Below are 14,826 nucleotides of genomic sequence, written 5' to 3'. Positions count from 1 at the left end.
TTGGGTACCGTCTAGGTCATGGCAGCCACCTCCCCGCCCCCGACCCTCACCGCCGAACGCATCCTTCAGGCGACCGAGGAGGTCCTGCGCCGGCACGGCCCGGCCAAGGCCACCGTGGTGGACGTGGCCCGCGCGCTCGGCGTCAGCCACGGCAGTGTCTACCGGCACTTCCGGACCAAGGCGGCGCTGCGCGAGGCGGTGACCAAGCGGTGGCTGGACCGCACGTCGCTGGTGCTGTCGGTCATCGTGGCCGATGACCGGCCTCCGAAGGAGCGGCTGCGCGACTGGCTGTGGGCGCTCTTCGACGCCAAGCGCCGCAAGGCGGGCGACGACCCGGAGCTGTTCGCCACCTACATGGTGCTGGCCGACGAGAGCGGCCCGGCGGTCACCGAGCACATCGACGACCTGACCGGGCAGCTCGCCGAGATCCTCCGGGACGGGGCCGGCACGGGTGCCTTCACGGTGGCCGACCCCGCCGCGGCGGCCCGGGTCGTCTTCCAGGCCACCGGCCGCTTCCACGACCCGGGCTACGCCCGCGAGTGGGTGCGGCCGGAGGCCGAAGCGGACTTCGCCTCGTTGGTGGACCTGCTGCTGCGCGGCCTCAGCTCACCTTGACCGTCACGGCCGGCGAGTAGACCTTCTTGCCGACCGCGGAGATCCGCAGATGTTCGGTGCCCACGGTGTTGAGCTTCGCGGTCAGCGAGTAGGAGCTGCCGTTCTTGATCTTCGAGGTCGCCTTGAGCGGGATCCACTTGCCGGCCTTCTGGTGCTGGAGCACCAGCGGCCAGCCGACCTTCAGACCGGAGGTGCGGCCGGTGAAGGTCACCGAGCCACCGGCGTTCACCGATGTCGTGTTCGCCTTGATCGTGATCGAGGCCGCGGTGGACTTGGACGGGCTCGGCGTCGGCTTGGCGCCCACGCCGGGGCTCGATGCGGCGTCCGCGGCGAAGGCGCCGGCGGTACCGCCGGCGACCAGGGACACGGCGAGGGCACCGGCGGCGAGGGCACGGGACATCGGGTGCTGAGTGAGGTGCATGGAGAGCTCCTGTCGAGAGAGAGGAGGACTCCTCCAGGCTTGGCCCGATCGGGTGAACCGGCGACCCGGCAAGGCGCCGGGAGCGGTGCGAACGGCCTTGGAGCCGGGTAAAGCGGCAGGTGGCGGCCGGTGCGCTGACCTCGCGATGCTCACGTCCCATGTCACCCGAACGGCGTATTGCGCGAGCTACGCCGTGACCCGCCAGAAGTCCCGCATCAGCGGGTTCGGGGTCGGGCCCGTCATGGCCACCTGGGTCAGCAGGACCGTGACCGTGCCGGTGGTGGGGACCAGGTGCGCGGTGGTGCCGGTGCCGCCGACCCAGCCGTAGCGGCCGGGGACGTTCCAGGGGTCGGCCGGGGTGACGTCGACCTGGCCGCCGTAGCCCCAGCCCTGGCCCTCCAGGAAGAGGGTGGCACGCTCGCGCTGGGTCGCCGTCAGATGGTTGGTGGTCATCCGGCTGACCGAGGTGGCGGACAGGAGCCGGCGGCCGTCCGGGGCGGCGCCCGCGTTCAGCAGCAGCCGGGCGAACGCGAGCCAGTCGTCGGCCGTGGAGACCAGGCCCCCGCCGCCCGAGGGGAAGCGCGGGAGGCGGCTGAAGTCGCCGTCCGGGGTGTCCGTCAGGCGCGGGGTGCCGTCCTCGGCGGGGGCGTAGGACGAGGTGAAGCGGTCCCGTTTCGACGCCGGCACGTCGAACGCCGTGTCCCGCATGCCCAGCGGCTCGAAGATCCGCTCCGCCAGGAAGTCGGGGAACGTGTCGCCGGTCGCCCGGGCGACCAGGATGCCCTGCAGGGCGGACGAGGTGCCGTACAGCCAGGCCTCGCCCGGCTGGTGCAGCATCGGCACCTGGGCGAGCAGGCTCAGCCAGGTGTCCGGGTCCGGCCACTCCTGGAGGGGACGGCCGTGGTCCTGCACCGTGAACAGGGCCCGCGCGGCGGGCAGCGTGAAGTCGTCGGGAAGGCCCCAGCCGGCGCGGAAACTGAGCAGGTCCTCCACGGTGACCGGGCGGTCGGCCGGCACGACGTCGTCGACGGGGCTCGCGGGCGTCCGGACCACCACCGGCTTGGCCAGCTCGGGGAGCCACTCGGCCACCGGGTCGTCGAGCCCGATCCGGCCCTCGTCCACCAGCATCAGCACCGCCGCCGCGGTGACCGGCTTGGTGATCGACGCGATCCGGAAGATCGACTCCCGGGTCATCGGCGCGGACCCCTCGGCATCCAGGTCGCCGACGGTCACGACCTCGACGTCGGTACCCCGGGCGACCAGCCCGACTGCCCCGGGGACCGTTCCGTCCTCGACGTGACGGCGCAGGGTGGCATGGAGCGGGGACACGGTCATCGGTCGTCCTTCCGTCGGGTGCGGTCGTGTGTACGACTCTCCCGGCGGCGGAAACTCATCGGGAGGGCTGGGCTCCCGCGGGGTCCACCGTGGCCTGGTGGGCCTCGGCCAGGTGCTCCTCCGCCTTCAGCCAGGGCAGGAACTGCGCCCTCTGCCGCCAGCCGCAGGTGTCACACCTGATCGTGCGCTGGATGCCGGTGCGCTCCACCCGCACCGTGTGTTCCCGCCCGTGCTGGTCCCAGCGGCTGACCTTGCTCGAGTCGATCTGTGACATGACGCCTCCGAGTCGGTGCCCGATCTGCCGTTCGGCACGTGTCGACGCAAGGAGTGTGCAGCACGACCAACATCAACGGGGATTTCTTCACAGCGAGTTGGCCAAGCCGTGTCCGGCCGCCCGGGTTCCCGCCGCTGGACAGGCCGTTCCCGGTGCAGATCCGGGCCGCCGGACCAACCCTCGGACCACGAGCCCGACTTGGTGTACCGGCGGAAACCCTGGACACGGCATTGACCAAGGCTCAAGATGAGAGCGACCTTAACTGAAGCGGCCACCGGCACGGAGAGGCGATGCTGCCGGATCCTCAACGTTTCCTGGCCGTCTCCGGCCGCCGGATCGCTCGCGCCGAGGGCACGGTCCAGGTCGTCAGGGAGCTGTGCCTGTCGACCGTCCCGGACCTGGCGGACGGGGTGTTCGTCTACCTCGCCGAGCAACGGCGGGACCCGGACGGCCCGTTGCGCCTGCGGCTGGACGGACTGCCGGCCGAACTCGACGGCCTGATGGGCGGCACGCCCCCGGCCGTCGTCCCGGTGCCGTCCGACGGCGCGCTGGCCGGGTTCCTGCGGTGCGGCAGAACGCACGGCAGAGGACCGGACGACGTCGAGGAGGCTCTCAGTGAGCTGCTGGGGACCGCTTCCCGCTTCCCGCAGGGGAACAGGGTCCTGCTCGCCCCGCTGCGCGCGCCCGACGCCGTCGTGGGCGTGGCGGTGTTCCTGCGGCGCATGGACCGGGAGGACTTCGTGGTGGACGACATCGCCCTGGCCGACGCGCTGGCGGCACAGGCCGCGCTCGGCGTGAGCGAGGACACCGTCGCTCCGCAGCCCCGGCCCGCCGCCCTGCCCAAGGCCCCGGACGAGGACCGGCTGCGCTACGTCGGCGCCGCCACCCGCCGGATCGCCCGCGGCTTCGACACCGACGAGATCGTGCTCGGCCTGTGCCGGGCCGCCGTACCGACCTACTCGGACGCGGCCCTCGTCTATCTGCGCGACCCGCTGCCGGTCGGCGACGAACGCCCCGCAGGACCCGCCGTGCTGCGGCTGCGCCGCACCGACCGGATCAAGGGCCCCGGCGCCGAGGGCCTGGTCTGGCCGGCGGAGACCGTGGACGACGAGCAGGACGACCTGGACGCGGCCGACTGGAGCGAGGTGGTGCCCGGCGGCGCGCTCGCCGAGGTGCTGCGCGGGGTCCGGCCGGTGTTCGCCGACGACCCGGCCACCCGGGCCGCGCTGAGCGAACTCGTCGGCGAGGACAGCGCGTTGAACGGCTGGGCCGGTACGCACGCGATCCTCGCCCCGCTGCGCGGCCGCCGCCGGGTCACCGGCGCGGTGGTCTTCCTGCGCCGCCCGGAACGCCCGGCGTTCGAGCCCGCCGACCTCCTGGTCGCCGCCCAGCTGGCCACCCACACCGCGCTCGGCGTCGACAAGGCGGTGCTCTACAGCCGCGAGGCCTTCATCGCCGACCGGCTGCAGCGCGCGATGCTGCCGCATTCCCTGCCCCGGCCCACCGGCGTCCGGCTGGCCGTCCGCTATCTCCCCGCCGCCGAGACCGCGCGCGTCGGGGGCGACTGGTACGACGCGATCCCGCTGCCCGGCAGCCGGGTGGCCCTCGTCGTCGGCGACGTCATGGGGCACTCCATGACCTCGGCCGCCGTCATGGGCCAGCTGCGCACCACCGCGCTCACCCTGGCCGGCCTCGACCTGCCCCCGCAGGAGGTGCTCCACCACCTCGACGAGCAGGCCCAGCGGCTGGGCACCGACCGGATGGCGACCTGCCTGTACGTCGTCTACGACCCGGTCTCGCACCGCATCACGGTCGCCAACGCCGGCCATCCGCCGCCGATCCTGCTGCACCCCGGCGGCAAGACGGAGGTCCTCGCGGTGCCGCCGGGCGCCCCGATCGGCGTCGGCGGCATCGACTTCGAGGCGGTCGAGCTGGACGCCCCCGCCGGGGCGACCCTGCTCCTGTACACCGACGGCCTGGTCGAGTCCCGGCTGCGTGACGTGTGGACCGGCATCGAACAGTTGCGCGAACGGCTCGCCGCCACCGCCCAGTTGACCGGCCCTGACCGGCCGCCCCCGCTGGAGGCGCTGTGCGACGAGGTCCTCGACATGCTCGGGCCGGGCGACCGGGACGACGACATCGCGCTGCTCGCCGCCCGCTTCGACGGCATCGCGCCGAGCGACGTGGCCTACTGGACCTTCGATCCGGAGGTCGGCAGCCCCGGCCGGGCCCGCCGACTGACCCGGCAGGCCCTGGCCGGCTGGGGCCTGGAGGAACTCACCGACACCGCCGAGCTGTTGGTCAGCGAGATCGTCACCAACGCCGTACGGCACGCCTCCCGCCCGATCAGCCTGCGGCTGCTGCGCACCGACGTGCTGCGCTGCGAGGTCGGCGACGACGTGCCGCAACTGCCCAGGCTGCGCCGGGCGTCGCCCGAGGAGGAGCACGGGCGGGGCCTGTTCCTGGTGAACCGGCTGGCCCGGCGCTGGGGCACCACCCGGCTGGGGACCGGCAAGAACGTGTGGTTCGAACTGGGCGGTCCCGCGGGCTGAGGCCCGCTCAGCGCACCGTCCGCGGCAGCCGCAGACTGAGCAGTCCGGTCAGCACCACCAGACCCAGCTGCGCCAGCAGCGTGATGACCAGGGCGTCCCGGGTGCCCTGGTGCGGGACCAGGGAGAGGAACAGGGTGCCCAGGGTGGCCACGCCCAGGGCCAGGGCGGACTGCTGCGTGGTGACCATCACGCCGCTGCCGACGCCGGCCCGCGCGGCCGGCACCTCCGACATCACCAGCCGCAGCACGTTGGGGAGTTGGAGGGCCTGACCGGCCCCGGCGACCGCGACCCCGGGGAGCAGCCCGGCGAAGTCCAGGTGCGGCCAGTCCCGCCAGGCGGCCAGCATGATGAGGACGATACCGATCCCCTGGAGCACGGACCCGGCGGACACCACCCGGCTGCCGTACCGGGCGATCAGCCGCGGCCCGGCCAGCGACACGAACAGGAAGGCGACGGCCATCGGCGCGAGCGCCAGCCCCGCCGGGACCGGGTCCATCCGCTCCCCGCTCTGCAGGGCCACGGCGATCACGAACATGAACCCGCTGAAGCCGATGGAGAACGGCACCATCATCACCAGACCGCGGCGCAGCGAGGCGAGTTCGAACAGGCTCGGCGGGACCAGCGGGGTACGGCCGGCCCGGTCGGCGCGGCGCTCCACGGCGTAGAAGGCGGACGCCACCCCCGGGAACGCGGCCAGCGACAGCCAGGTCCACAGCGGCCAGCCCGCCGCCCGGCCCTCGGTGAGCGGGGCGAGCAGGGTCAGCAGGGAGAGGGCGAGCAGGACGGTGCCGGGTCCGTCGACGGGCTCGGGCTTCTGCGACCGCGTCTCCGGCACGAACCGCGCGCCGAGCACCAGCCCGACGACCACGACCGGCACGTTGACGAGGAACACGGCGCGCCAGCCGGTGCCCGCGAGGTCGGCGGCGACCAGCACCCCGCCGAGTATCTGCCCGGCGACCATCGAAAGGCCGGCGGTGGCGCCGTACAGGCTCATGGCCTTGGCGCGGCGGCCGCCGCTGGTGGCGGCCTGGATGGTGGCGAGGACCTGCGGGAGCATCGCGGCGGCCGCGGCGCCCTGGGCGACCCGGGCGGCCACCAGCGACCAGGCGCCGGGCGCGAGTCCGCAGGCCAGCGAGGTCAGGCCGAAGGCGGCCATGCCGGCGAGGAAGAGCCGGCGGCGCCCGAACAGGTCGCCGAGCCGGCCGCCGAGCACGAGCAGCACGGCGTAGGCGACGCCGTACCCGGCGACGACGAGTTCCAGGACCGCCTCGCCGGCGTGCAGATCGGTTCCGATGGTGGGCAGGGCGACATTGACGATGAAGAAGTCGACGAGGGGCAGGGCCGCGGCCAGCAGGACGGTGAACAGTCCGGGCCCGCCGAGCGCGGGTGGCGCGGACGGGGACCGTACGGCCGGAGTGGTGACGGTTTCGGTCATGGTCCTGAGCCTGCTGCGGCACTCAGAGTGGTACCAGAGTCTTCTTATCCTGGTAGAAGAAGTACCTGGCAACAGGATCCGCGGAGGGGCAGGCTGGAGCCATGACGACCTCGGCCCATGACGCGGTTCGCGCGACGGCGCCGGCGAGGGGGACCGCGCCGGAGCGGTGGACGGCGAGGGCGACCGCGCCCGCCCAGGCGAACCGCAGTGCCGGCATCCGGCGCAGCGAACTCGCCGTGTTCCTGCGCAGCCGCCGGGAGCGGATCTCCCCGGAGCAGGTGGGCCTGCCGCACGGCGCCCGCCGCCGCACGCCCGGCCTGCGCCGCGAGGAGGTCGCGCACCTCTCCGCGGTCGGCGTGACCTGGTACACCTGGCTGGAACAGGCCCGGGACATCCAGGTCTCCGTGCAGGTCCTGGACGCCCTCGCCCGCGCCCTCCTGCTCGACGGCAGCGAGCGTGCCCACCTCTTCCAGCTGGCCGGTGCCGTCGACCCGACCCCGGCCGCGAGCTGCACGGGCGTCACCCCGGCGCTGCATCAGATGCTGCGCGCCCTGGAGCCCTTCCCGGCCTGCATCCAGAACAGCCGTTACGACATCCTCGCCTACAACCGCACCTACGCCCGTCTGATGGGTGACCTGGAAGCGGTCCCGCCCGAGGACCGCAACTGCATGATCCTCGTCTACACCCACCCCGAGTGGCGCCGCTCGATCGTGCACCTGGAGGAGACCCGCCGTCTGATGGCCGCGAAACTCCGTGCCTCGATGGCCGGTCATCTCGGCGAGCCCGCCTGGAAGATGCTGGTCAAGCGACTGACGGCGGAGTCCGCGGAGTTCCGCGCGAACTGGGAGCGCTACGAGGTGGTGGACCCGCGCACCCGGACCAAGCAGTTCCTCAACCCGTACGTCGGCTTTCTCTCTCTGGACCACACGGATCTGTGGCTGAACCGCGAGACCGGGGCGCGCATGGTGACCTACACACCGACGGACGAGGAGTCGCGGGAACGGCTGGCGGAGTTGTACGCGCTGGCCTCCGCCGGGCAGGACTGAGTACGGGTACTCAGGACAGCGCGCCGCCGTCGGCCGACCATTCACTGAGGAAGAGGAACCGACGACCGGCCCCGGGGGGACGACCGATGACAACCGGCCCTGTGCGCACCCTTGTCCGGCTGACGGTCGCCAACCGGGTCTCGGTGGCCTATCTCGCCGTGGTCGCCGTCGTCGTCGCCAAGGCGGCGGCCGACTCCCTCGCCGCCGCCGACGGCCCGGACCAGGAATTCGCCTGGCTGTGGCCGCCGCTGGTCACCTTCCCCGCGTTCCCGCTCGTCTCGGCGCTCGGCAGGACGGCCTGGGACACGGCTGCGCCGGACTGGTTCTTCGTCGGCATGATCGTCGTGTCGGCGCTGCTGCAGGCCCTGGCCCTGGGCGCCCTGCGCGAGGCCGTCCTCGCCCGGCAGCGCCGCGCTATCCACTCCCCGTGACACCCGGGGCCGCCCCCGGGCCGCCACCGCCGAGCAGTTCGCGCGCGGCGGCGAACGCGGCCCGTACGGTCGTGGGGTCGGCGCCGGGGCGGGCGAGGGCGCTCATCGGGATGGGGGTGACGGCGGGCAGGCCGCCGTACCGGGTCAGGCCGTCCGGGGCCGCGCCGACCGCGGCGATGAGCGCGACGCCCTGGCCGGTGCGGGCGATGTCGAGGACGCCCGCGAGATAGCCGGCGTCGCCGACGACCGTGGCGGGGACGCCGTGGGCGGCGAGGGTGGCGATGGCCCGGTGGCGGATGGCGCAGGGCTCCTCGATGGCGACCAGCGGGACGGGGGAGGGCGCGTCGGGCCGCTGCCAGCCGGGGGTGGCGTGCCAGGAGAGCGGGAGCCCGCCGACGGGGGTGCCCTCGGTGGCGGCGGCCTCGGTGACGTACACCGCCACGTCGACACTGCCCCGCTCGACCGCCTCCACCAGGCGCGCGGAGCGGTCGATGCGGTAGCGGACCCGGCAGCCGGGCCGCACCTCCTGGACGGCGGCGGTCAGACGGGGCAGGAACTGGTCGGCCGCGTGCTCGGTGGAGCCGATGGTGACCGTTTCGCCGTCCGCGTCCAGGAGCACGCGCACGGCCTCGTCGTGGACGGCCAGGATCCGCCGGGCCTGTTCGAGCAGCAGGCGCCCCTCGGGCGTGAAACGGGTGCCGCGCCCCTCGCGTTCGACCACGGGGTGCCCCAGCGTCTTCTCCAGTCTGCGCACATGCTGGCTCACCGCCGACTGGCTGAGGGCGAGCGCGCGGGCGGCACGGTGGAAGCCGCCGCAGTCGGCCACCGCGGTCAGGCTGCGCAGGGCCACGATGTCGAGGACGGGGCGGGGCATACCGGTGACGGTAGCCGCTCACTCAACCGATCGCGATCCCTGATCGGTTTCGATGCGGAATCATCGTTGGACGCGTTCGGTCACCGCCGGTCATGATGGACGCATGTACGCGACCGCCACGGCTGCCCTTCTGACGCAGCGCCGAGTCATCGACTTCGGCGTGGCGTGCAGCGCCCGCTGTCGCTGAATCACCCGCGCGTACGCGCGTCTTCCCGCCGCCCCCACCGAGCCTGCCGCGTGACTGACACGTGCCGGTGACGGCCGCCTCTCCTCCCTTCTCCTACCCTCGCCCCCCTTCTCTTCCCTCCGCTTCCCTCCGCTTCCCTCCGCTTCCCTCCTCTTCCCCCTTTTCCTCCTCCTGCTCCGGAACGGGAGTTGCCCCCTCATGCCCTTCTCCTGGGACGAACCCGAAGGCCTCGCCGCACGCGGCACGCTGATCGTGCTGGCCGGCCGAGGCGAACACGGCGGTGTGTACGAGCGGTTCGGCCGCCGGCTCGCCTTCGACGCCTACCGCGTCCGCGCCCTCGGCGACCCGGTCGCCGATCCGGCGGTCCTCGACGAGGCCGCCAAACTCCTCTCGGACGAGTCACTGCCCGGCCCCAAGGTGCTGCTCGGCTCGGACACCGGCGCCCGCCACGCCGTACGGCTGGCCGCCGAACCGGCCCCCGGCGTCGACGCCCTGATCCTGGCCGGACTGCCCACCGGGCCCTGGACGGCGGGCGGCTGGGAGACGGAGATCGAGGCGCGCACCGGCTGCCCCACCCACCAGGCCCGGCTGACCGGCGATCCCGCCTTCCGGCGCGGCGCCCTGGACGAGACCCCCGACCTCCCCGACCTGCCCTGGGACCGGGTAACGGTGCCGGTGCTGGCCCTGCACGGCAAGGACGACGTGGTCAGCCCCCTGGCGGCGGCCCGCGCGGCCTACGCCGGCTCCCCGGCGCACCTGGTGGAGTTCGCCGACGGCCGCCACGACGTCCTCAACGACGCCCTGCACCGCACGGCAGCCGCTACCGTCGTGCTGTTCCTGGAACGGCTGCGGCTCTCGCCCGAGCTGCCCCTGATCGCGGAGGGCCTCGCATGAGCCGCCCGGTCACGACCACCGTCGCCGAACTGCGCGAGCTGCTCGACTCCGGCCGGCCGCCCACCGTCCTCGACGTCCGCTGGGCGCTGGGCGACCCGCACGGCCGGGACCACTACGCCGACGGCCACATCCCGGGCGCGGTGTACGTCGACCTCGACACCGAGCTGGCCGCGCCGCCTTCGCCGCGGGGTGGCCGGCACCCGCTGCCCGACCTCGCCGCTTTGCAGGCGGCGGCACGGCGCTGGGGCGTCCGGCAGGGCCGGCGCGTCGTGGTCCACGACGACCTGGGCAACACGGCGGCCGCACGGGCCTGGTGGCTGCTGCGGTACGCGGGGATCACCGACGTCACGCTCCTCGACGGGGCCCTGGGTGCCTGGCGGGCGGCCGGACTGCCGCTGGAGACCGGGATCCCCGCCGCTCCGGCGCCCGGAGACGTCGTACTCCGGGCCGGTGCGCTGCCCGTGACGGACGCCGACGGCGCCGCCGAACTCGCCGCCACCGGGCTGCTGCTGGACGCGCGTGCCGGCGAACGGTACCGGGGCGAGGTCGAGCGGGTGGACCCGCGTGCCGGGCACATCCCGGGGGCGGTGTCCGTGCCGACCGGCGAGAACCTCGCGGCCGACGGCACCTTCCTGCCGGCCGGCGCGCTGCGCGAGCGGTTCGAGAGGGCCGGCGCGGACGCGGGCACGCGGGTCGGCGTCTACTGCGGCTCCGGGGTCACCGCCGCCCACCAGATCGCCGCGCTGGAGATCGCCGGGTTCGAGGCGGTCCTGTTCCCCGGCTCCTGGTCCGCCTGGTCCGCCGACCCGGACCGCCCGGCCGCGACCGGACCCCTGCCGTCCGGGTCTGTGTCGTCCGGTCCGTCGGCGTCCGGCGCCCTGCCATCCGGGCCGTCGGCGTCCGGCGCCTTGCCGTCCGGTGCGTCGCCGTCCAGCCCCCCGCCTGCCGGTCCCTTGCCGTCCGGTCCGTCGCCGTCCAGCCCCCCGCCTGCCGGTCCCTTGCCGTCCGGTCCGTCGCCGTCCAGCCCCCCGCCTGCCGGTCCCTTGCCGTCCGGATCGCCTTCTGCCGTGGGGGGTTCCTCATGACGACCGAATCGCTGAAGGCCGCCGTACCCGCGCCGCAGGCCGCGCCCCCCGCCGGTCGGGTAACGATCCGCGGTACCGTCCGGCAGGGCCGTCGGCCGGCCGTGCCCCGTTCCGTGCGCCGCGCCGCCGGACCCGTCGGCCTGGTCCTGCTCTGGTTCCTGGCCTCGGCCACCGGCGTCCTCCCCGAGTCCGTGCTCGCCTCACCGGTGGACGTGATCAAGCAGGCCGTCGACCTGACCAAGGACGGCGAACTGCCCCGCGCCATCGCCGCCTCGGGCCGCCGGGCCGCCATCGGCTTCCTCATCGGCGCCACCGTCGCCCTCGTCCTCTCTCTGCTGGCCGGGCTGTTCCGGCTCGGCGAGGACGTCATCGACTCCTCGATGGGCATGTTCCGGGCGATCCCCTGGGTGGGTCTGATCCCGCTGTTCATCGTCTGGTTCGGCATCGAGGAGACCCCGAAGATCGCCTTGGTCGCCCTCGGCGTGACCTACCCCCTGTACTTCAACATCTACGGTGGCATCCGCTCCACCGACGCCCAACTCGTCGAGGCCGCCCGCATGATGGGGCTCGGCCGGCTCGGCCTCATCACGTACGTGATCCTGCCGAGCGCACTGCCCGGCGCCCTCGTGGGGCTCCGGTACGCCCTGTCGACGGCCTGGCTGGCGCTGGTCTTCGCCGAGCAGATCAACGCGGACGCGGGCCTCGGCTATCTGATGAGCAACGCCCAGCAGTACTTCCGCACGGACGTGATCGTGCTCTGCCTCGTCGTGTACGCCCTGCTCGGGCTGGTCTGCGACTTCGCCGTACGGATCCTGTCGCGCCGGCTGCTGACCTGGCGGGCCAACTTCGAGGGCGAGGCGTGAGCGTCATGGCCAACAGCGTGGAGACACGCGGACTTTCCCGGTCCTTCGACGGCAACACCGTGCTGCACGACCTCGATCTCGACATCCGGGAGGGCGAGTTCGTGGCCCTGCTCGGGCACAGCGGCTGCGGCAAGTCGACGCTGCTGCGGATCCTCGCCGGCCTCGACGACGAGATCGGCGGCGAGGTGACCGTGCCCGCGCGGCGCAGTGCCGCGTTCCAGTCGCCGCGGCTGCTGCCCTGGCTGAAGGTGTGGCGCAACGTCGTCCTCGGCCTGCCGGGCCGCCCCGACCGGGCGCTCGCCGCGAAGGCGCTGGACGAGGTGGGCATCGCGGACCGTGCCGGGGTGTGGCCGAAGACCCTCTCCGGCGGCCAGGCGCAACGCGTCTCGCTGGCCCGCGCCCTGGTCCGGGAGCCCGAACTGCTGCTCCTGGACGAGCCGTTCGGTGCCCTCGACGCCCTCACCCGGGGCAAGGTCCAGCAACTCGTCGCCGAACTCTGGCAGTCGCACGGCTGCGCGGTCCTGCTGGTCACCCATGACGTGGAGGAGGCCCTGCTGCTCGCCGACCGGGTGCTGGTCATGGACGACGGCCGAATCGCCCACGAGCTCACCGTCGACCTGCCCCGCCCCCGCGACCTGACCACCCTCGAGTTCGTGACCCTGCGCGCCCGCCTGCTGACCTGGCTCGGCGTGACCCGCACCCTGGAAGGAACCCCGTCGTGATCCGCAGAATCGCCGCCGCCACCCTGAGCATGACCGCCCTGCTGGCGCTGAGCGCCTGCGGCGCCGACTCCTCGGCGGACACCTCCGCCGGCCGGCAGGTCACCCTCACCATCGGCGACCAGGCCAAGACCCTCCAGACCATCATCGCCGCCTCCGACGCCCTCAAGGGCGCCGAGTACAAGGTGAAATGGGCCGAGTTCGAGGGTGCGGCCCCGCTCTACCAGGCCGTGCAGGCGGGCGCCGCCGACACCGGCTACTCGGCCGACCTGCCCGCCCTGCAGGCGCTCAGCGGCGGGGTGAAGATCAAGAACATCGCCGCCCTCAAGAACGACGGCACGCACGTCGGCATCGTCGTCCGCAAGGACTCCGGCATCGACAGCGTCAAGGACCTCAAGGGCCAGAAGGTGGTCGTCTCCTCTGCCAGGGGCAGCGTCGCGGAGTACCTGCTCGCCAACGTCCTCAAGCAGAACGGGCTCAGCTACAAGGACGTCCAGGTGCAGTACCTGCTGCCGACCGACGCGCAGGCCGCCTTCGCCTCCGGGAAGGTCAGGATCTGGGCCACCTTCGGTGTCTACCAGGCCGTCGGCCTGGAGCAGGGCGGCAGGCTGCTCGTCGACGGGGCGGACGGCCGGGTCAGCGGCGTCGGCTTCGTCAACGCCTCCGACAAGGCACTCGCCGACACCTCGAAGAAGGCCGCGCTGGCTGACTTCCTCAAGCGGCTCGGTACGGCGCTGAAGTGGACCAGCACGCACCAGGACGCGTACGCGAAGGCCATCGAGCAGCGCAACGGCGCCGACGCCTCCGTCGCCAGGACGCTTGCCTCCGCCGCGTACAGCCAGGTGCTGCCGGTCACCTCCGACGTGAACAAGACCGTCCAGGGCGTCGCCGACCTCATGAACGGCATCGGCGTCCTCGACCCGAACGTCGACGTGGCGAAGTCCGCCGACACCTCTCTCCTCAAGTGACTTTTACGACACAGGAGTCCACCATGCCCGTCGAGTTCATCAGCGCCGTCCACACCGACTCCGGAGCCTCCGGCCCCGCCGCCGCCAGCCGTACCGGCCTCGACGTCGACCACCTGCGCAGGTACGCCCGCGCCCTGGACGACGGCGGCTTCGACCACACCCTGGTCGCCTACCACTCGGCCTCCCCGGACGCCTTCCAGGTCGCCCAGTTCGTCGCCACCCACACCGAACGCGTCCGCCCGATCCTCGCCCACCGCCCCGGCGTGATCTTCCCGACCCACGCGGCCCGCGCCCTGGCCACCCTGGACCGGATCAGCGACGGCCGGCTCACCCTCCACATCATCTCCGGAGGCAGTGACGAGGAGCAGCACCGCGAGGGCGACTATCTCAACAAGGCGGAGCGGTACGAGCGTTCGGACGAATACATCCAGATCCTCCGGATGGTCTGGCAGGCCGACGGCCCCGTCTCGCACCACGGCAAGTACTTCACCTTCGAGGGCTACTACTCCGACGTGAAGCCGGTGCACGGCCTGGTCCCGATCTCCGTCGGCGGCTCCTCCCAGGACGCCTACCGGGTCGGCGGGCAGCAGGGCGACATCTTCGGGCTGTGGGGCGAGCCGCTGAAGGAGACGGCCGAGCAGATCGCCGCCGTCAACGCGGTCGCCGACGCGGCCGGCCGCCCGCACCCCCGGATCTGGGTCTCCTTCCGCCCGATCATCGCGCCCACCGAGGAACTCGCCTGGGAGAAGGCGCATCGCACCCTCGGCGTCCTCAAGGACCAGGCCCGCAACACCGAACTGCTCCGCCACTACCGCACCACAGGGCGCCCGGCGAACGTCGGCTCGCAGCGGCTGCTCGACATCGCCGAGCGCGGCGAGATCCACGACCGCTGCCTGTGGACCGCCCCCGCCGTCGCCACCAACGCGGCCGGCGCCTCCACCGCCCTCGTCGGCACCCCCGAGACCGTAGCCCGGGCCCTCCTCGACTACGTCGACATCGGCTGCGACCTGCTGTCGATCCGCGGCTACGACCCACTCAACGACGCCATCGACTACGCCCGGCACGTCCTGCCCCTGGTCCGCCAGGAACTGGCCCACCGCGCCGCGACCGCCCCCGCCGCCTGACAC

14 protein-coding genes and 1 pseudogene are annotated in these 14,826 nt (G+C 73.2%); 10 read left to right on the top strand and 5 right to left on the bottom strand.

Annotated features, from left to right (window positions below; translation table 11 throughout):
* Window positions 1-18: 18 nt before the first annotated feature.
* A complete protein-coding gene (locus tag AB0N16_RS13230) occupies window positions 19-615 on the top strand; it encodes a TetR family transcriptional regulator (protein ID WP_365796034.1) in 597 nt (198 codons plus the stop codon).
* Here AB0N16_RS13230 and AB0N16_RS13225 read toward each other — a convergent pair.
* The 3 genes from AB0N16_RS13225 to AB0N16_RS13215 all read right to left on the bottom strand — a co-directional run bounded on the left by AB0N16_RS13225 (window position 602) and on the right by AB0N16_RS13215 (window position 2,645).
* Window positions 602-1,036, bottom strand: a complete 435-nt coding sequence (locus AB0N16_RS13225; protein WP_365796033.1) for a hypothetical protein — start codon at window positions 1,034-1,036, stop codon at window positions 602-604. The genes AB0N16_RS13230 and AB0N16_RS13225 overlap by 14 nt on opposite strands.
* Before the next feature lie 186 nt (window positions 1,037-1,222).
* Entirely contained in the window at window positions 1,223-2,365 is a 1,143-nt protein-coding gene (locus AB0N16_RS13220; RefSeq protein ID WP_365796209.1) for a serine hydrolase domain-containing protein, read from the bottom strand.
* 61 nt (window positions 2,366-2,426) lie between these two features.
* Window positions 2,427-2,645, bottom strand: a complete 219-nt coding sequence (locus AB0N16_RS13215; protein ID WP_365796031.1) for a hypothetical protein — start codon at window positions 2,643-2,645, stop codon at window positions 2,427-2,429.
* A 290-nt stretch (window positions 2,646-2,935) separates the two neighbouring features.
* On the opposite strand from AB0N16_RS13215, the gene AB0N16_RS13210 reads away from it, so the two are divergent.
* Window positions 2,936-5,197 (top strand): SpoIIE family protein phosphatase, encoded by a 2,262-nt coding sequence (locus tag AB0N16_RS13210; RefSeq protein ID WP_365796029.1) that lies wholly within the window; start codon window positions 2,936-2,938, stop codon window positions 5,195-5,197.
* Between the two features lie 7 nt (window positions 5,198-5,204).
* On the opposite strand, the gene AB0N16_RS13205 is transcribed toward AB0N16_RS13210, so the two are convergent.
* The gene (locus AB0N16_RS13205) at window positions 5,205-6,632 is read right to left on the bottom strand and encodes an MFS transporter (protein WP_365796027.1); all 1,428 of its coding nucleotides are present in this window, start codon (window positions 6,630-6,632) and stop codon (window positions 5,205-5,207) included.
* 101 nt (window positions 6,633-6,733) lie between these two features.
* On the opposite strand from AB0N16_RS13205, the gene AB0N16_RS13200 reads away from it, so the two are divergent.
* Both AB0N16_RS13200 and AB0N16_RS13195 read left to right on the top strand, forming a co-directional pair.
* Window positions 6,734-7,678: a helix-turn-helix domain-containing protein gene (locus tag AB0N16_RS13200; RefSeq protein ID WP_365796025.1), complete on the top strand. Its 945-nt coding sequence runs from the start codon at window positions 6,734-6,736 to the stop codon at window positions 7,676-7,678.
* Window positions 7,679-7,764: 86 nt separating this feature from the next.
* Window positions 7,765-8,109 carry a hypothetical protein gene (locus AB0N16_RS13195; RefSeq protein WP_365796023.1) on the top strand — a complete coding sequence of 115 codons (345 nt, stop codon included), beginning with the start codon at window positions 7,765-7,767 and terminating at the stop codon, window positions 8,107-8,109.
* Here AB0N16_RS13195 and AB0N16_RS13190 read toward each other — a convergent pair.
* Complete coding sequence (locus AB0N16_RS13190) at window positions 8,093-8,983, bottom strand: LysR family transcriptional regulator (RefSeq protein WP_365796021.1); 891 nt, start codon at window positions 8,981-8,983, stop codon at window positions 8,093-8,095. The genes AB0N16_RS13195 and AB0N16_RS13190 overlap by 17 nt on opposite strands.
* 385 nt (window positions 8,984-9,368) lie before the next feature.
* On the opposite strand from AB0N16_RS13190, the gene AB0N16_RS13185 reads away from it, so the two are divergent.
* From AB0N16_RS13185 to AB0N16_RS13160, 6 genes and pseudogenes are all read left to right on the top strand, one after another.
* Window positions 9,369-10,064 (top strand): lysophospholipase, encoded by a 696-nt coding sequence (locus tag AB0N16_RS13185; RefSeq protein WP_365796019.1) that lies wholly within the window; start codon window positions 9,369-9,371, stop codon window positions 10,062-10,064.
* Window positions 10,061-10,903, top strand: a pseudogene (locus tag AB0N16_RS13180) (sulfurtransferase); the annotation flags it as partial. The gene AB0N16_RS13185 and the pseudogene AB0N16_RS13180, both read left to right, overlap by 4 nt.
* A gap of 242 nt (window positions 10,904-11,145) precedes the next feature.
* Window positions 11,146-12,012, top strand: coding sequence for an ABC transporter permease (locus AB0N16_RS13175; protein ID WP_365796017.1), 867 nt, complete (start codon window positions 11,146-11,148; stop codon window positions 12,010-12,012).
* 5 nt (window positions 12,013-12,017) lie between these two features.
* Window positions 12,018-12,734 (top strand): ABC transporter ATP-binding protein, encoded by a 717-nt coding sequence (locus AB0N16_RS13170; RefSeq protein WP_365796015.1) that lies wholly within the window; start codon window positions 12,018-12,020, stop codon window positions 12,732-12,734.
* Complete coding sequence (locus AB0N16_RS13165; RefSeq protein ID WP_365796013.1) at window positions 12,731-13,699, top strand: aliphatic sulfonate ABC transporter substrate-binding protein; 969 nt, start codon at window positions 12,731-12,733, stop codon at window positions 13,697-13,699. The genes AB0N16_RS13170 and AB0N16_RS13165 overlap by 4 nt, the downstream gene beginning before the upstream one ends.
* 23 nt (window positions 13,700-13,722) lie before the next feature.
* Window positions 13,723-14,823 carry an LLM class flavin-dependent oxidoreductase gene (locus AB0N16_RS13160; RefSeq protein WP_365796011.1) on the top strand — a complete coding sequence of 367 codons (1,101 nt, stop codon included), beginning with the start codon at window positions 13,723-13,725 and terminating at the stop codon, window positions 14,821-14,823.
* Window positions 14,824-14,826 lie beyond the last annotated feature (3 nt).

It is taken from the genome of Streptomyces sp. NPDC051105 (assembly GCF_040682795.1).
Lineage (GTDB): Bacteria > Actinomycetota > Actinomycetes > Streptomycetales > Streptomycetaceae > Streptomyces.
The sequence above is the reverse complement of the archived record's forward strand: the minus strand, read 5'-3'. Positions and strand labels throughout refer to the sequence as shown.